Source organism: Paenibacillus sp. 3LSP (genome assembly GCF_032465655.1).
In the GTDB taxonomy this organism is placed as follows: domain Bacteria; phylum Bacillota; class Bacilli; order Paenibacillales; family Paenibacillaceae; genus Fontibacillus; species Fontibacillus barengoltzii.
Map to the genome: position 1 here is coordinate 18,938 of NZ_JAWDJI010000209.1, position 17,478 is coordinate 36,415.

Genomic DNA, 17,478 nt, shown 5'->3' on the forward strand with positions numbered 1-17,478 from the left:
TTTGCGACGTATTACGTCATGTCGGTTAACTTGATTTATTTTTCGATTATGACGTTCTCGTTCCGCCAAATTCTGACGATCTTCCGCCGGGCGGCCTATTCGAAATACAACACGCTGTCCGGTTCTGAACTGGTACCGCCGGTCTCGCTGCTGGTGCCTGCCTTTAATGAGGAACTCACGGTTATTGAGAACGTGAAATGCTTGATGACCCTGAACTATCCGACCTATGAAGTTATCGTTATTAACGACGGATCGAAGGATAACACGCTGGGCGTGCTGCGGGAAGAATTTGAGCTGATGCCGCTAGAGAATCCAGACGTTCGTCACACGATCGACTGTCAGCCGATTACGGCGGTGTACCACAATCCGAAGTACCCGCATCTGTACGTCATCGACAAACCGAACGGCGGTAAAGCCGATTCGTTGAATGCCGGCATCAACCTGGCGCATTATCCGCTCATTTCTTCGATTGATGCCGACTCGTTGCTGGAGAAGGACGCGTTGATCCGGATGGCTCGGATGTATATGGAAAATCCGGAGGAAACGGTGGCCATCGGCGGCGACGTGCGGATTGCCAACGGCTGCGTGATTGAGAACGGGGCAGTGAAAGAGGTTTCGCTGCCTCGCAAAATCTGGCCGATGTTCCAGGCCACGGAATACTTGAAGGCGTTCCTCGGCGGCCGGATCGGCTGGAGCTCCATCAATGGGCTGATCATCGTCTCTGGAGCGTTTGGCCTGTTCCGCAAGGATTACGTTATCGCCGTCGGCGGTTATCGCGGCGGGTATCCCGGCGAGGATATGAACATCATCATTAAACTTCATCGGTACATGCTGGAGAACAAGCTGAAGTACCGTATCGCCTTCTGTCCGGAAGCGGTGTGCTGGACACAAGCGCCGGACACGTACCGGATTCTGTCGAACCAGCGCAAGCGTTGGGGCCGCGGGAACCTGAAGAACATGATCGAGAACTACGACATGGCCTTTAATCCGAGATACAAGGTGATGGGGCTTCTGACGATGCCGTACAACATTATTTTTGAAGCGCTGAACCCTTATTTTAAAATCACGGGGCTGCTCGCCCTGATTGGGTACACGCTGATGGACATGACGCACTGGCGGATTCTTGCGATCTTCTGGCTGATCAACTTCCTCAGCGGTTACGTGCTCAGTATCGGGGCGCTCTTACTGGAGGAACTGGCGTTCAAACGATTCGACAAGCTGTCGGATTTGTGCAAGCTGTTGTTGTTCTCGGCGCTAAAGTTTTTCGGTTACGCGCAGCTCGGGGGATTGTGGCGCATCCAGGGACATATCCAGTTTATGCGCAATAACAACTCCTGGGGGACGATGACCCGTCAAAGCTGGCAGGACAAAGGAGATTCGGCTGCCAAAACAGCCAAGCCGGCCAAGTCAGCCTAGGGAACGGAGAGCTCCCTCCCCCGCTTTGCGGCGGTTGCCGGAAAGGAGATGATAGGGCAAAGGAAGGCTTGGATCCAAGAAGTAACCAAACTTAAGGATAAACTTACGGAAGAAGAAAGGCGGGAATGAATGATGTCAAACCTGACAGCACTGCATAACCAAACGGAACAATCCGGCTTATACGCCGGCATGGGGCAACGCGTGAGGGAAACAGCCAGCGAGGTAAACGGGGTGGTATTCATTTATTCCGCAGGCGGCCCCTCTTACGTGGCATCCCAGGTGCGGGGAATTTTGGAGTCTGAACCTGGACTTCAGTTTGATGTATGGAGCGGGGATGAGCCAGGAAGCGTGGCGGTACTGCTGCCAGGCCTGACACTGGATGCCGTTCACTATCAAGGCTTGCGCCTGAAGCAGCAGCTGCAGGAGCGCATTGCCGATTACCGTCCGCGGATGGCGCTGGCCAGCTTCACTTCGCAGGCAGCGATTACCCCGCAGGTGCTGAGTCAAATCGAGGAAAAAGCCAAACAGAATTACTCCGATGATATTTATATTTTTACCAAGGCTGACATGCTGGTTGTCAAAAGCCGAGTCCTAATCGTGGAAGGGGATCCGGCGGTACGCGAATTCCTTCAAATCCGGCTGAATATGCAGGGCTATGAAACGATGACAGCCGATAACGGCTTGACCGCCCTGGACTTGATTGCCGATTGGAAGCCGGATCTGGTGCTGACAGAGCTGAACCTGTACGGGATCGATGGACTGCCGTATATCCATAAAATTCAGAAGGTCGGCAACGAGCAGATGCCTAAAATCGTTGTGCTAACGGAGCAGCGGGTCGAGAAAACGATCAGCTTATGCTTCCAAAACGGGGTAGACGATTATATCACCAAGCCGTTCTCCCCGGTTGAACTCGACGCGCGAATTCGCCGTTGCATCCAATAACATCTGATTCCAATACAGAGAACATAATGGAGGTAGAAACCTGTGAACAATCATTACCAGAAGCTGATGAATGCGATTGAATCGAAAACCGCCGTACTGGGCGTAGTGGGTTTAGGTTATGTCGGCTTGCCGCTGGCAGTGGAAATGGTGAAGCAAGGATTCCGAGTGGTGGGCATCGATCTGGATACATCAAAAATCGAGAAAATCCACCGCGGAGAATCGTATATTCACGATATCCCGTCCGAAACGCTGGCCGAAGTGATGGCTACAGGGCGATTCCAGGCAACCACGGATTACGCGGTACTGTCCGAAATTAACGCGGTCAGCATCTGCGTGCCGACGCCGCTGAGCGAAAATCAGGATCCCGATACCTCCTATATCGTCACCGTGGTGGATCAGTTGAAGCGGTACATGAAAAAAGGCATGCTGATTACGCTGGAAAGCACAACTTATCCGGGGACGACGGAAGAGCTGATTCAACGCGAGCTGGAGAAGCTGGGCTATACAGTAGGTGAGGACTTCTTCCTCTGCTTCTCGCCGGAGCGGGTCGATCCGTCCAATCCGAAATTTAATACTTACAACACCCCGAAAGTCATCGGAGGAACTACCAAGGCTTGCTTGGATTTGGGGACGGCACTGTATTCCCAATATGTCCAAACGGTTGTTCCTGTGTCCTCGCCGAAAGTGGCGGAAATGTCCAAACTGCTGGAGAACACGTTCCGCAGCGTGAATATCGCTTTTGTGAATGAAATGGCTATGATGTGCGACCGCATGGGCATCGATATTTGGGAAGTCATCGACGCGGCGAAGACCAAGCCGTTTGGCTTTATGCCGTTCTATCCGGGACCAGGCATCGGCGGTCACTGCATCCCGCTGGATCCGATGTATTTGAGCTGGAAAGCGAAGGGCTTCCGGTTCTACAGCCAATTCATCGAGCTGGCGCAGTCGACCAACGACAACATGCCTTATTATGTCGTGAATAAAACGTCCAAAATCATGAATGAATATGCCAAATCGATTAAAAAATCCCGCATCCTGATCCTTGGCATGGCGTACAAGCCGGACATCGCCGACCTGCGCGAATCGCCGGGATTGTCCGTATACGAGCTGTTTAAGGACAGCGGCGCCAAGGTGGACTATTACGACCCGTATGCGACAAGCTTCCGTGAAAAATCCGGCGGCGTGGTGCACAGCGTCGAATACGACCTTGATCGATTCAAAGCCTACGACTGCATCGTCCTGGTGACGAATCACAGCAACTTCGATTATGAAGGCATCGCTCACCTCGGCGTGCCAATCGTGGACACGCGCAATGCGTTCCGTGATTATCCGCTGCCGCATGTGTATAAGATCGGCCACTCGGTTGCACAAGTTCAGGAAGAGTCCCCAGCGTTGATCGTAGGTTAAGGATACGAGTCTTGATACTCAAAAAACCGATCTTCGTCCGCCTTCGGGCGTTGTCGGGAAGCAAGCGGCCGACCCTGCTGGTGCTTGGCGGAATGCTGCTATTGGCTTTGCTTATGTTATTGGCTTTTATCCGGCCATCAGGTTCACAAGCGAAGGCAACCTGGATTTGGGAAACGAAGGTGATCGAACAGCAACCGGACGAGCTGCTGAACTTCGTCCGCAGGCAGGGCGTGAATACAATCTTCTTGCAAATTGGCAGCGGGGTAGAGCAGGGCAGTTACCGCAGCTTCATCCGCGCTGCCTCCCAGGCAGGTATCCAGGTGCATGCTTTAAGCGGTCATCCGGATTGGGCGCTGCGGGAGCATCGGGGCGAAGCCGAGGCGTTTCTGAAATGGGTGATCGACTTCAACCGGGAAGGGAAGCCGGAGGAGCGGTTTGCGGGCGTCCAACTGGACGTTGAGCCCTATTTGCTGGACCGTTGGCGGAACGATCAAGAAACCGTGGTAGAGCAATGGATGGAGGGCATCCGTATCTGGACTGAAGAGGCGAGATATAACGATCTTGCGATCGGTGCGGCCGTTCCATTCTGGCTGGATCGGATAGATCACCCGAGCGGAGCCCTGAAGCTGCCGCTGGGCGACTGGATGGTTGATCAGTTCGATTACTTGGCGATTATGGCCTATCGGGATGCTGCAGGCCGCATCTATGAAATTTCACAGCGGACGCTAAATGAAGCGGATCGGCAAAAGAAACGGGTCTGGGTGGGCGTCGAGCTGGGCGAGAGCCGGGAAGGGCCCGGCGTCTCCTTCCATGATCTGCCGCTTGCTTCGCTGGACCGGGAAATGGAAAGGTTAGAGGAGCTGGGGAAAAGGCACGGATCGTTTGCCGGCATTGCCGTTCACAGCTATGAAGCTTGGCATCGTAAACTCAATGGGCCGTAATAACAGAAGGCTGCCCCATAGAAATAGACGGGGACAGCCTTTGTTTTGATCTTGGTTAGGACAGTCTTCTCTGTTTTTGCTATAATAAAACTAATTGGCAGTTGTGGAAATGGAGAGATTGGCATGATCCTACATAAAGGCGAAATCTTGTTCCGTCAAGGGGACGATGGTTCTTTTCTATACCATATTAAGAGCGGGCTGTTTAAGGTAACGCGTCTGCACCCGAACGGGAACATGGTTTTGTTTAATATTTTGTACCCGGGGGAAACGGTACCGCATCATTCCTTGATTACCCCGAAAGAGGTGCACGGGACGGCGATCGCTCTCATGCGTAGCGAGGTTGAAGCGATCCCTGCGCAGGTATGGTATCGCGAGCTTCAGGAGGATCCGAAGAAGCCGCTGGAGGTCGCGCAGCTGTTGCAGGAGAAGGTTCGGTTCATGCAGGAGCGGCTTGACCATTTGACGATAGGGACGCCGGCTGAACGTCTGGAGCTGCTGACGAAATGGCTGGGACAGCATGCTCATGGCGTACCTTTGACCGATTATTTAACTCAAGAAGAGATCGGACAGCTGATCGGCGTGCGGCGAGAGACGGTGAACCGGCTGCTGCGCAGCCATGGTCACGAACGGTCATAAGAAACGGCTTCACGAACAAAAGCGCGGATAACCGGGGATTGCTCCGGTTATCCGCGCTTTTGGTATGCCGCTTATTCGTCCAGGGTTCCAGCCGGTCCAAAAAATTCAAAGTGAATCCGCTCTTCGGGCACGCCCCATTCCTTCAAGGCGCGGCGAACCGCCTTCATGAAGGGAACCGGGCCGCAGAAGTAAAAGTCGCTGTCAGCTGTCGTAATCGTCTTTAGCCAAGGCAGATCGATATAGCCGGTTTTGTCGCAGCCTTCGCCGGCTTCGGACGTTTCATATACGGTGTAGGTACGCAGATTGTCGTTGGTCCGTGCGAGCTCGGCAATATGCTCCTTCATCGCATGGTGCTTCGCGTTGCGAGCGGCGTGGACATAGACGATATCGCGTTTGATTTCGCCTTGCAGCGCTGCTTCCAACATGCTGACCATCGGCGTAAGACCAACGCCGCCGCTGAGCAACACAAGCGGCAGGTTCGACGATGGATTCAATGTGAAATCGCCGGCCGGCGCGCTAAGTTCGAGCACATCGCCTTCTTCGATCTGGGTATGCAGATAGGTCGAGACAATGCCCGCCGGGCGGTCCTCCGCAGCATCCTCCCGTTTCACCGAAATCCGGTAATACGGCTTGCCCGGTGCCGTGGACAGGCTGTAATGGCGCAGATGGGTAAACTCCTGGCCTTCCGGTTTTACACGGACGGTAATGTATTGCCCCGGCTCATAGGCGGCAATCGCTTGGCCGTCCTCCGGCTTCAGATAAAAGGAGGTGATCACGTCGCTCTCCTTAATCTTCCGGTCAACGATGAAGCGGCGGAATCCGCGCCAACCGCCTTCTTTTTGCTCGGCTTCGCGGTACATCTCCGCTTCTACGCTGATAAATACGTCCGCAATGACACCATATGCCTTAGCCCAAGCATCAAGGATTTCCTCGGTGGCGGCGTCACCCAGCACCGTCTTGATGGCGGCGAGCAGGTTCTCGCCAACAATCGGGTATTGCTCCGGCTGGATTCCTAACGCCCGGTGCTTCTGGGCAATGCCGCGAACGACCGGAAGAATCTCTTCCAGACGGTCAATGTGCGCCGCAGCGGCATACACCGCATTCGCCAGCGCGGTAGGCTGTTTGCCTTGGCGTTGGTTGGCATGGTTAAACACGTTGAGCAGCTCGGGATGATTTTTGAACATGGTCTGATAGAAGGTTTTCGTAATCGTTTGTCCATGAACTTCGAGAACAGGTACGGTAGATTTAATGATTTCGATCGTCTTTGAATCAAGCATCGGTGGAACCCTCTTTCCTTGATTTTTCGTTCCACCTCAGTATAGGAAGGCTTGAATGGTCAAAAGGTGACTTTCGTCACATCGAAAATTGCCAATGTGTGAACTGTTACTAAAATGCAATGACATCTATCACACAATCCAAGGAAATAAATTGGCTTGTCGCCTGTCCCGTGGAGTCATGATTCGTTTTGTGGTATAATATGAATAGAAGAAATTCTAACAGAAAGGATCAGGATACCATGAGTCCCCGAAGGACGAAATCCCAAAGGACGATTTGGAAACGTTGTGATCTCTCTTACACTTAGCTCCTTTCGTAGCTAGTCGGTATTTCGGCGACAAACCTACGAAGGAAGCGTGAAATCATGCGAAGGATGAATTCCTCATGGACTCACTCCGTAGGGTGTTGCCGAATGGTCAACCAAACTACGATAAGAGGGATTCCAAATGAGGACAATAGCAAGATGGCAGACGTACGGTACTCGGTTATTAATGATGTTAGCAGGATCTAGTTTATTGGCGTTTACGTATTACCACATCAATTTTCAGAACGGATTGTCGGAAGGCGGATTTGTTGGCCTGGCGTTGCTTGGCAAATATTTGTTTAACCTGCCTCCGGCCTTGACCATGATCGCACTGGATTTGCCGATCGTGGTGCTTGCCTGGTGGTTGAAGGGCCATCGGTTCGTGCTGAATACGGTGGTGGCATCATTGACGTTTTCGCTGGTTTACGAGTTGTGCGAGCAATTTTCGCCGCTGTCGATGAACCTGCACGGCAACCTGCCGTTGGCCGCATTACTGTCGGGTCTTCTCACCGGTTTCGGTGCGGGACTTGTGCTGCGGGCCGGCGGAGCGAGCGGCGGGGACGATATCTTGTCCATGCTTCTAAGCCAGTGGTCCGGCATCAAGATCGGTACGATGTTTATTATCATGGATGCGGTCGTGCTGACGGTCTCATTGTTATATTTACCATTCAAAGAAACGATGTTTACCATATTGGCAGTGCTGATCGCCGGCAAAGTGATTACCTGGACCGTCCATTACGGTCAGGGACAGCTTACGCCGATGCGGCTGCCTTACCATCCAATCAAAGAGAAAACGGCTCGAGCTTAAGGCTCGGGCCGTTTTCTCTTTGATGGATCAGGATCTCCAAGATCCCTGCTGCCGGCGGATCAATACGATTTGTCCGGCATGATAGGCATCATGCAGCATCCAGCGGGAGAGTTCGTGTCCGTACGACTCGCCCGTATTGACATAAGGTGCCGCCAGGGCTTCAGCGGTCAAGGAAGCGATCACTTCGCGCAATTCCAATTGAATTCGTTTCGTTTCAGCGAGCACGTCTTCCCAGGCCGCTTCGTCCTGAACTCCAGTACCGTTGAAGCTCTCTTCGTTCGTTTCGAATCGGGGGCCCGGTTCGATTCCTTTCAAACGGCTGAGCATCCGCCCGTTATAGTAGTTGATATGATTGACGGTTTGCCAGATCGTATTTCCGCCTCCCGGAGGAGCCCAAGCAGCTTGCTCGGCGGTCAATCCCTCCAATGCTGTCGACAACGGCACGATCCATTCCTCGACATCCCAAGTATTGTCCTTTTGCACAACGAGTAAATCGACGGGGGTAATGCTCATTCCATTTCCTCCTTATCATTGTAACTGGCTAATTACGATTTCAAGGGTTACAATGATATTGTAGCAGAAGAAATGAGAAATGTAACCGTTTATTTATTGATTAGGTCGTTACGGATTTGGGGGCTTCGAAGTGGAAACATTATGGAGTGATTTTTTGAACAGCGAGTGGCATGACTGGCGGGGAAGCGGACGCAGCGAAGATCGGCTGGAGAAGCTGAACTATCAGCAGTGGTTCCTTAATCAATGGCAATTGACTGCTCCTGTGCCGATGCCGGCGGAAGAGGTCTTGGCCATGCGTCATTTTCGGGAACGCCTGCATGCCTTAGCGGTCAAATTGGCGGGAGGCGGCCAGATGGAGGAAGCGGATTGGCAGATGCTCAATGAACATTTGGTGCAGGATCCGGTTACCCGCAGGTTGTCCGGAGAACCGGGAGGCATCCGGCTGCAATATGTTCCAGTGACGGAGGACTGGCGCCATGTGCGGGCAGAGATTGCCGCCAGCTTCAGCGAAACGCTGCTTCACGGGGAAACGTCAAGAATTCGCCTGTGTGACAACCCGGATTGCCGCTGGTTTTTTTACGATGACACGCGTAACCGGACGAAGAAATACTGTGAAGACAAGACGTGCGGCAATTTGATGAAGGTGCGGAGGTTTCGCGCCCGGAAGAAGGCGGGAACCGATCCAGGCGAGCAATAGCTTGTTCTTCATAAATAACAAGAAACAGGCGGCCGAGAGGGGCTGCCTGTTTCTTGTTTCAGGTATTACTTTTGCGATTTGGGCTCATCTTCAAACAGGTACAGATATTCTCCGTATCCTTCCTTCTCCAAATCGGCCTTCGGCACGAAGCGGAGCGCTGCCGAATTGATGCAATAGCGGAGTCCTGTTGGTTCCGGACCGTCCTCGAAGACGTGACCCAGGTGGGAATCGCCCAGCCGGCTGCGCACTTCAGTGCGAATCATGAAATGGCTGGTATCGGTCTTCTCCTTGATGTGATAGCTCCGGATCGGGCGGGTAAAGCTCGGCCAACCGCAGCCGGCATCGTATTTGTCACGGGAACTGAACAACGGCTCGCCGGAGACGACATCCACGTAAATGCCTTCTTCTTCATGGTCCCAATACTCTCCGGTAAAAGGACGCTCAGTCGCATTATTTTGTGTGACCTCGTATTGGATTGGCGTCAACTTGCGCTTCAGCTCTTCCCGATTGGCAGGGCCGGACCAGTGGCGCTCCAGAAAATCCTCGCGGCCGGAACCTTTGCGATACAGCCGATAGTGTCCCGGATTTTTCTTATGATATTGCTGATGATACTCCTCGGCAGGATAGAATGGGGCTGCCGGCAGAATCGGGGTAACAATCGGTTTATCGAAGCGGCCGCTTTGCGCAAGCTCTTGCTTGGAAGCTTCCGCCTCCTGACGCTGCTGCTCATCATGATAGAAAATTGCGGTCCGATACGAATCCCCGCGGTCATGGAATTGGCCGCCTGCGTCAGTTGGATCAATTTGCTGCCAATACAACTCCAGCAGTTTGCGGTAAGGAAAGATGTCCGGATCGTACGTAATCTGCACCGCTTCATAATGGCCGGTGTTCCCAGCGCAAACCTCCTCGTACGTAGGGTTTACCGTGTGACCGCCGGTATATCCAGAAATAATGCCGTGAACGCCGGGCAGCTCCTCGAATGGTGACACCATGCACCAGAAGCAGCCTCCGGCAAACGTGGCTAATTTGAGATTGGAATTTGTTGATGGACTCATTTGGGATCCCTCCATTTCATCACTATTATAACTTGTTTTGACACAAAGCCAAAATGATAGCATAAAAGGCTGGTTCTCTCGTAAAGTGCGTGCTATAATATAACTCAATAAAACATGCATGGTTCCCAAAGGGGAGTAGCTGTTACAATAAAGTCGTCATTACGGGAGTTATACATACCCCGGCTTTATTGGCAACGAAGAGTTGTTAGCGAGACCTTTGCCCGTAGCGAGTATTGGGTAAAGGTCTTTTTTGATGCGTATATGCGTCGTGCCCAATACGGACACGGCGCATTTTTTTTGGAACGGTGGGATCTTCCCGTAGTCCCAGCCATCTCGATCGTCCGATTGAACCGTCTCGCCATCTTGCTGGCCTGAGGCAATGGACGTGAATGGCGAGGCCGTGATCCAAAAAAATAGAACCGCAAGCATGGAACATTAGAAAGGGGAGAGAACATGGACTTCTTGTCACCGGAATTTTGGATGGCCTTATTATCCATCGTCCTGATCGACCTCGTCTTAGCTGGGGACAACGCAATCGTTATTGGGCTTGCTGCCCGCAATGTACCGCAACAGGATCAGAAGAAAGTAATCGTATGGGGAACCCTGGGGGCAATTGTGATCCGGGTCGTCATGACACTGCTCGTTGTGCAGCTGCTCAACATCCCGGGACTACGGCTTGCCGGAGGGCTTGCTTTAGTCTGGATTGCTTATAAACTGCTGATTGAGGAGAAAAGTCATGAGATTAAGGCCGGGAACCAAATGTGGGCGGCCATTCGCACGATAATTATCGCCGATGCCATGATGGGTCTCGACAACGTGCTTGCAGTCGCTGGCGCAGCACACGGTGACACCTTGTTGGTCATTATCGGTTTGGCTGTATCCGTACCGATTATGGTATGGGGCAGCACGATGATTCTGAAGCTGACGGAACGCTTTCCGATCGTCATTACGATTGGGGCGGCTGTGCTGGCTTGGACTGCATCCAAGATGATCGTTGAAGAACCGTTGATTCATGACTGGTTCGCCAGCCCTTGGATTAAATACGGCTTCGAGCTGCTCGTCATCGCCGCGGTCGTGCTGCTTGGCAACCTCATGAAGAAGCGCAAGGCGCGGCTTCACCAAGCGAAAGCGATGCCGCAAACAAACGGAAGCTAATAGGAAACGCAAGAGAACAACGCCGCAGGCGGCCGATTAACGGCCGTCGCGGCGTTATTTTTTGTGTTTGTTGACTCGTTCGTTAAGTGTTGTTCTCCCGGGCAGATAAACGAAACTGCTTGGGCGACATGCCAAAGCGCTTGCGGAATACTTTATGAAAGTAGTTGTAGCTGGGGAAGCCGGAGCTTTCCGCAACATGCTCCAGTGATAAAGGGCTGAAAATAATCCGCTCCCGCGCCATGTTCAGCCGCACCTCCAGCGTGTATTGAATCATGCTGGTGCCAAAGGCCTGCTTGAATAGATGCACTGCCCTTGACACGCTGATGCCAACGTGGGCTGCTGCGTCCTCCAGTTTAAAGGGCGAGGAGGCGTTCTCTTCGATATAATTTTTTAGACGGTGGGCAAGATAGGTAGGATAGGTGGGCTGCGGCTGCTCGAGCAAATTTCGTTCAATCTCCAAGCACAGAATCTTCAAGTAATACTCGGAGATAATCGGCATGGGGTTAGAGATGCGGCGCTGCTCCAGCATAATCTGACGGAAGGCTCCAACCATCCCTTCGGACAGGGGAACCTTCAAACGGTGTGGCAGCGGCCGGCGATTCCACCAGGACTCGATCCATTCCCCGGACAGGAAAATATGGTAATCTCCGCTGGAAACCACCGGTTCGCCAGTTCCGTTCGTTTCGGCTTCGATTTTCAACTCGTAAGGGTCCCCGGGAGCGAATAGCAGCATATCCCCAGGCTCCAGCAGCTCCAGCCGTCCGTTTAGCCGCGTGCGGCATTTGCCTAACGTCTGCAGGCGGATGAGATAATTTTCGTGCCCGTTCGGCAGGGTCGTGTGGAACGGTTTGCGGTGCAACGAATAACCAGCATATAAAATTTGCAGGTTTGCCTCTTTGTTCATCGGTGTCCTCCACAGGGTTCTCGAAAAAAATGACCAGATTGTTCATGTTTCAATCATATTATTCATTTTACATTGGAGCAATTTGAAATACCATGGTACATGGGTAGCGCATCAAATAGACAAACATCTGCTTGGCAGGAGTGACCAAAATGACAGACATCCAGATTGGCATTATCGGCTGCGGCAACATCAGTCCGGCTTACCTCCGTCATTTGGCGAAGAGCGACAGGCTGAAGGTTGTGGCGCTGGCCGACCAGTTTCCGGAGAAGGCGCGCGAGCGGGCCGAGGAATTCGGAATTGAAAACGTATTCACAGTTGAAGAATTGTTACGGCATCCTAGAATCGACCTGATTCTGAATCTCACGGTGCCTTCATCCCATGCGTCGATTAACATTGCGGCTCTGGAGCACGGCAAGCACGTCTACGTGGAGAAGCCGTTGGCGATCCGCTTGGAGGACGCCAGACGAATGCTGGAGCTGGCTGCGGCACGCAACCTCCGCGTTGGTTGTGCCCCGGATACCTTCCTTGGCGCCGGGCTGGAAACGGCCCGCAAGGCGATTAACGACGGGTTGATCGGACGTCCCGTGGCAGCTACCGCGTTTATGGTCAGCGGAGGCCCGGAGCGCTGGCATCCGAATCCGGAGTTTTTCTATGCCGAAGGCGGCGGGCCGATGTTTGACATGGGGCCGTACTATCTGACGGCGCTAGTCCAATTGCTAGGACCGATTCGCCGGATCAGCGGTTCGGTGGGAAGTCAGATTCCGGAGCGGACGATCGGCTCGGGACCGAAAGCGGGCACTCCGATCCCTGTTCATACGCCAACCCATTACAGCGCTTCGCTGGATTTCGTGGGAGGGGCGATCGGTACGCTGGTGACCAGCTTTGATGTGCGAGGCGGGAGCATGCTGCCGCGGATGGAGATTTATGGCACCGAAGGCACGCTGGAAGTCCCGGATCCGAACTGGTTTACCGGCGAGGTGAAGCTTCGTCGGGCCGGAGAAGAGACTTGGGAGACGTTGCCGCCGGTATTTGCCAGCGAAGATAACGAGCGGGGACGCGGTATTGAGGAAATGGTGCAAGCGATACAGGAAGGCCGGGAGCATCGAGCCAGCGGCAAACTGGCTTATCATGTTCTGGAAGCGATGCATGCGGTTACTCGGTCCTCGAATGAAGGTCGGCATATCCTGTTGAGCCCTGTAGAGCTCTAAGGGACTTACTTATGATGAAGAGGAGAAATGAACCCATGACGAAACTTGGTTTGCAGTTGTATACGGTAAGAGATCATTTGGAACGGGATTTTGAAGGAACCTTGCGCAAGGTGGCGGAGCTTGGTTATCAAGGCGTCGAGTTTGCCGGTTTTTACGGACGAACGGTAGAGCAAGTCCAGGAGATTCTGCAGGAGACGGGATTAACAGCGATTGGTGCGCATACGCCCTATACCCGGTTGAAGGAAGCGATCGACGAGGAATTGGCGTTTAATAAAGCGATTGGCAGCCGCTATATTATCGTTCCTTATTTGGCGGAGGAAGACCGCAACCGTTGGTCGGAAATCATCGAAGATTTGAAAATATTCGGTGAAAAGTGCAAAGAGGAAGATTTAGTGCTTTGCTATCATAATCATGATTTTGAGCTGACATTACAACACGACGGCAAGCCGGTGCTTGACGCCATCTACGAGCAAGTGCCTGAACATCTGCTGCAGGTGGAGCTCGATTCCTGCTGGGTTGCCTTCGCTGGAGCGGATCCGCTGGATTATATCGCTACATATAAGGGGCGGCTTCCGCTGGTGCACTGGAAGGATGTAGTCAAGAAGGCAGACGGTTCGCCGGATACGGTTGAGCTTGGCCGCGGGGAGATTGCCATCACGGAGATCGGCGATGCTGCGATTGCTGCGGGGGTAGAATGGCTAATCGTCGAGCAGGACCATTGTGCCGGAGATTCGCTCACGAGCATTCAGACAAGCATGGAATGGGTGCGTGACTATGCGCAAAAAGGAGGTAAACTTCATGTCTAAAACGTTGAAAGTAGCTATTATCGGCTGCGGCGGGATTGCGAACGGTAAACATTTGCCAAGCCTGGCCCAGCAGCCTGAGGTGGAGATGGTCGCATTCTGCGATATCATCGAAGAACGCGCAGCCAAGGCTGCTGCCCAATACGGCGGCGAGAATGCCAAGGTATACACCGATTATCGTCAGTTGCTGGCGGAAAGCGATGCCGAAGTCGTACATGTGTGCACGCCAAACGATTCCCACGCAGAAATTACGGTTGCTTCGCTGGAATCCGGCCGCCATGTTATGTGCGAGAAACCGATGGCTAAGACGGCAGAACAGGCGCGTCAAATGCTGGATGCGGCGAAGCGTACGGGCAAGAAGCTGACGATCGCTTATCAAAACCGCTTCCGCAGCGACAGCTTATACTTGAAGGAAATTTGCGAAAAGGGTGAGCTCGGCGACATTTATCTGGGCAAGGCGCTGGCGCTTCGCCGCCGGGCCGTGCCAACCTGGGGCGTCTTCCTTGATGAGGAGAAGCAAGGCGGCGGTCCATTGATCGATATCGGTACGCACGCTCTGGATCTGACCTTGTGGCTGATGGACAACTATGAGCCGAAGAGCGTCACCGGTTCTGTCTTCCATAAGCTTGGCAGCCGTGAAAATGCAGCGAATGCATTTGGGCCTTGGAATCCGGAGGAGTTCAAAGTGGAGGACTCCGCATTTGGCTTCATTACGATGAAGAACGGCGCGACGATCATTCTGGAATCGAGCTGGGCGCTCAACATCGTGGATATCGGCGAAGCCAAGACACTGCTGTGCGGAACGGAAGGCGGCGCGGACATGACCAATGGATTGCGCATCAACGGTGAGAAATTGAGTCGCCTGTATGAAACGAAGATTGATTTGGGCTCGGGCGGCGTTGCCTTCTTCGAGGGCAAACAGGAGACCGAAGCTACACGTGAAGCAAGAGCTTGGGTACAAGCGATTCTCGAGGATAAGGAACCGCTGGTGAAGCCGGAGCAAGCATTGGTTGTTACGGAAATTTTGGAAGCGATTTACGAGTCGGCGAGAACGGGTAAGACGGTTTATTTTGATTAATCACGGGAGGGACCGGAGATGAAATTAGGCGTATTTCTCGTATTGTTCGGAGGACTCCCCTTGGAGCAGGCGCTGGATAAGGCAGCCGCGCAAGGGCTAAAAGCTGTAGAGATCGGGACTGGAGGCTATCCTGGCAATGCGCATTGTAATCCCGATGTATTGTTGGAAAACAAACAAGCGCGGGAGGAGTTCAAACGGGCGGTGGAATCGCGCGGGTTAACGATCAGTGCGCTCAGCTGCCACGGCAACCCCCTGCACCCGCAAAAGGCGGTGGCGCAAGATTTCCATGACGCTTTCGTCAAGACCGTTCAATTGGCTGAATTGCTGGAGGTGCCGGTGGTAAATACGTTCTCCGGCTGTCCCGGCGATCACGAGGACGCGAAATATCCGAACTGGCCGGTTGCACCGTGGCCCAACGATTACCAGGAGATCCTCGATTGGCAATGGAACCAGAAGGTGATTCCGTATTGGTCGGAAATGGGCCGTTATGCCGCAGAGCATCATGTGAAGATCGGTCTGGAGCTGCACGGCGGGTTCTCCGTGCATACGCCGGCCACGCTGCTTCGCCTGCGCGAAGCGGCTGGGGAAGCCATCGGCGCCAATTTGGACCCCAGCCATATGTGGTGGCAAGGAATTGATCCGGTGCAGGCGATCTCGATCCTTGGCCGGGCTGGGGCGATTCACCATTTCCACGCTAAGGATACGACGATTGATCCGGTGAACGTGAACCGTTACGGACTTACGGATATGCAGCCTTATACGATGATGCAGGACCGGGCTTGGCAGTTCCGTACGGTGGGTTATGGTCATGATTTGAAAACTTGGGCGGACATTATCAGTGCCCTTCGCTTGTATGGCTACGATTATGTTGTCAGCATCGAGCATGAAGACGGCCTGATGTCGATCGACGAAGGGTTCACGAAGGCGGTACGCAATCTCCAGCAGGTGTTGGTGGAAGATTCTGCCGGCGAAATGTGGTGGGTATAAGTTACAACCAGCGTAATATACTATACTAGCGGCCGCCGCCTAGGCGGTCGTTTTTTTTTAAATGACCGGGCATCCCCCTTACTTTCCTCCAATAAATATGCTATTATGAAATATACTAACAAATTGTAAGCTTTCAGCCCTTAGGTCGGCGATGATAACGAGGTGAATTTTATGGATGAGCATTCCCAGGCAATGTGTCCGCGATTTGAATCGGCATTTTCGTTTTTAGGCAAACGTTGGAACGGTCTGATCATCAAAACGCTGATGGACGGTCCCAAGCGATTTAAGGATATTTCGAATCAGATTCCTTCCATGAGCGATAAAATGTTATCCGAGCGGATGAAGGATCTGGAATGTGAAGGAATCCTGGTTCGCCATGTCTATCCTGAGACGCCGGTCCGGATTGAATATGAGCTAACGGAGAAAGGCCGGGCGCTTCGTCCCGTTATGGAACAAGTGCAGTCCTGGGCGGAAGAGTGGATTAAATAAACAACGAACATGCCGTTACCGGCGAGCGGGCGGCATGGAATATCATAGAAAGTAGGTGTACGTGTGGCTGATGTAATTGTTATTGGAGCAGGACCTGCAGGAGCAAGTGCAGCACTTTTCTTGGCGAAGGCAGGTAAAGAAACGCTCGTTCTGGACAGCAACTCCAGCATGACCAAACGGGCATGGATCGAGAATCATTACGGTGCGAAGGACATTTCCGGACCCGATTTGCTGAAGGTCGGCCGGGAGCAGGCGGAGAAATTCGGCGCGAAGTTCATTGAAGAGAAAGTGTCTGACATCGATACGAACGGTGGTTCAACGGTTACGGTGAAGACCGAATCCGGTCGCAGTTATGAAGCGTCCCATATCATATTGGCCACCGGCGCGTTAACCGACCTTGCAAGCGCTATCGGTTTGGAGCTGAAGGAAGGCCGCGAACCTCGAATCAAAACGGTGATTGCTACGGATGGCCAAGGCCGTACGAGCATTCCACGCATTTGGGCAGCAGGAACGGTTGCCGGGGTAAGCGTGCATACGATCATCACCGCGGGCGACGGTGCGAAGGTCGCGATTGAGTTGATTAGCGAAATGAATGGCGAACGCTACGTTGATCACGACGTACTTAAGTAAGACATCTGAACATACAACAGGCCTCCGATGACGGGGGCCTTTTTATTTTGCCAATATCCATCAGGGAGCCTGAAATTTGAGAACCTGCACTTTGTCCGGTATGCTTAAGAAGAAGGAATACGATCTGGCCGAAGTTGGGAAAATGATGAGGAGAAAGGCAGGGCGGCTATGTTTAACAGATGGCGATGGTTCGTTGGATGTATGGCAGGACTGACTATAATCATAATCGC

18 protein-coding genes are annotated in these 17,478 nt (G+C 53.0%); 14 read left to right on the forward strand and 4 right to left on the reverse strand.

Features of this window, described 5'->3' with window-relative positions:
• The first annotated feature begins 18 nt into the window (after positions 1–18).
• From RW092_RS17940 to RW092_RS17960, 5 genes are all read left to right on the forward strand, one after another.
• Positions 19–1,416, forward strand: coding sequence for a glycosyltransferase family 2 protein (locus RW092_RS17940; protein WP_036624697.1), 1,398 nt, complete (start codon positions 19–21; stop codon positions 1,414–1,416).
• Positions 1,417–1,548: 132 nt separating this feature from the next.
• Complete coding sequence (locus RW092_RS17945) at positions 1,549–2,358, forward strand: response regulator transcription factor (RefSeq protein WP_316010863.1); 810 nt, start codon at positions 1,549–1,551, stop codon at positions 2,356–2,358.
• A gap of 66 nt (positions 2,359–2,424) precedes the next feature.
• On the forward strand, positions 2,425–3,765 hold the full coding sequence (locus RW092_RS17950) for a nucleotide sugar dehydrogenase (protein ID WP_036645319.1): 1,341 nt from the start codon (positions 2,425–2,427) through the stop codon (positions 3,763–3,765).
• An 11-nt stretch (positions 3,766–3,776) separates the two neighbouring features.
• Positions 3,777–4,706 carry a glycoside hydrolase family protein gene (locus tag RW092_RS17955; RefSeq protein ID WP_009225288.1) on the forward strand — a complete coding sequence of 310 codons (930 nt, stop codon included), beginning with the start codon at positions 3,777–3,779 and terminating at the stop codon, positions 4,704–4,706.
• 123 nt (positions 4,707–4,829) lie between these two features.
• Entirely contained in the window at positions 4,830–5,342 is a 513-nt protein-coding gene (locus RW092_RS17960; RefSeq protein ID WP_009225289.1) for a Crp/Fnr family transcriptional regulator, read from the forward strand.
• A 71-nt stretch (positions 5,343–5,413) separates the two neighbouring features.
• Here the strand turns inward: RW092_RS17960 and hmpA are convergent, their stop codons facing one another.
• Positions 5,414–6,619: an NO-inducible flavohemoprotein gene (hmpA, locus tag RW092_RS17965; RefSeq protein ID WP_009225290.1), complete on the reverse strand. Its 1,206-nt coding sequence runs from the start codon at positions 6,617–6,619 to the stop codon at positions 5,414–5,416.
• Between the two features lie 444 nt (positions 6,620–7,063).
• Here hmpA and RW092_RS17970 point away from each other — a divergent pair, with 444 nt between their 5' ends.
• Positions 7,064–7,729, forward strand: coding sequence for a YitT family protein (locus tag RW092_RS17970; RefSeq protein WP_028538293.1), 666 nt, complete (start codon positions 7,064–7,066; stop codon positions 7,727–7,729).
• A gap of 27 nt (positions 7,730–7,756) precedes the next feature.
• Here RW092_RS17970 and RW092_RS17975 read toward each other — a convergent pair whose 3' ends face one another.
• Positions 7,757–8,242, reverse strand: a complete 486-nt coding sequence (locus RW092_RS17975) for a DinB family protein (protein ID WP_028538292.1) — start codon at positions 8,240–8,242, stop codon at positions 7,757–7,759.
• Between the two features lie 130 nt (positions 8,243–8,372).
• On the opposite strand from RW092_RS17975, the gene RW092_RS17980 reads away from it, so the two are divergent.
• Positions 8,373–8,939: a CGNR zinc finger domain-containing protein gene (locus RW092_RS17980; RefSeq protein WP_316010864.1), complete on the forward strand. Its 567-nt coding sequence runs from the start codon at positions 8,373–8,375 to the stop codon at positions 8,937–8,939.
• A 65-nt stretch (positions 8,940–9,004) separates the two neighbouring features.
• On the opposite strand, the gene msrB is transcribed toward RW092_RS17980, so the two are convergent.
• The gene (gene msrB / locus RW092_RS17985; protein ID WP_016311654.1) at positions 9,005–9,994 is read right to left on the reverse strand and encodes a peptide-methionine (R)-S-oxide reductase MsrB; all 990 of its coding nucleotides are present in this window, start codon (positions 9,992–9,994) and stop codon (positions 9,005–9,007) included.
• A 453-nt stretch (positions 9,995–10,447) separates the two neighbouring features.
• Here msrB and RW092_RS17990 point away from each other — a divergent pair, with 453 nt between their 5' ends.
• On the forward strand, positions 10,448–11,149 hold the full coding sequence (locus RW092_RS17990; RefSeq protein ID WP_127575097.1) for a TerC family protein: 702 nt from the start codon (positions 10,448–10,450) through the stop codon (positions 11,147–11,149).
• Positions 11,150–11,231: 82 nt separating this feature from the next.
• On the opposite strand, the gene RW092_RS17995 is transcribed toward RW092_RS17990, so the two are convergent.
• Complete coding sequence (locus RW092_RS17995) at positions 11,232–12,053, reverse strand: AraC family transcriptional regulator (protein ID WP_316010865.1); 822 nt, start codon at positions 12,051–12,053, stop codon at positions 11,232–11,234.
• A gap of 149 nt (positions 12,054–12,202) precedes the next feature.
• Here RW092_RS17995 and RW092_RS18000 point away from each other — a divergent pair, with 149 nt between their 5' ends.
• The 6 genes from RW092_RS18000 (at position 12,203) to RW092_RS18025 (ending at position 17,248) form a co-directional block, all read left to right on the forward strand.
• On the forward strand, positions 12,203–13,261 hold the full coding sequence (locus RW092_RS18000; protein WP_316010866.1) for a Gfo/Idh/MocA family protein: 1,059 nt from the start codon (positions 12,203–12,205) through the stop codon (positions 13,259–13,261).
• 35 nt (positions 13,262–13,296) lie between these two features.
• Entirely contained in the window at positions 13,297–14,067 is a 771-nt protein-coding gene (locus RW092_RS18005; protein WP_316010867.1) for a sugar phosphate isomerase/epimerase family protein, read from the forward strand.
• A complete protein-coding gene (locus RW092_RS18010; RefSeq protein ID WP_016311659.1) occupies positions 14,060–15,142 on the forward strand; it encodes a Gfo/Idh/MocA family protein in 1,083 nt (360 codons plus the stop codon). Before RW092_RS18005 ends, RW092_RS18010 begins: the two co-directional genes overlap by 8 nt.
• A gap of 18 nt (positions 15,143–15,160) precedes the next feature.
• A complete protein-coding gene (locus RW092_RS18015; RefSeq protein WP_016311660.1) occupies positions 15,161–16,129 on the forward strand; it encodes a sugar phosphate isomerase/epimerase family protein in 969 nt (322 codons plus the stop codon).
• Between the two features lie 171 nt (positions 16,130–16,300).
• Entirely contained in the window at positions 16,301–16,618 is a 318-nt protein-coding gene (locus RW092_RS18020) for a winged helix-turn-helix transcriptional regulator (protein WP_009225301.1), read from the forward strand.
• Positions 16,619–16,681: 63 nt separating this feature from the next.
• Positions 16,682–17,248, forward strand: a complete 567-nt coding sequence (locus RW092_RS18025) for an FAD-dependent oxidoreductase (protein WP_016311661.1) — start codon at positions 16,682–16,684, stop codon at positions 17,246–17,248.
• Positions 17,249–17,478 lie beyond the last annotated feature (230 nt).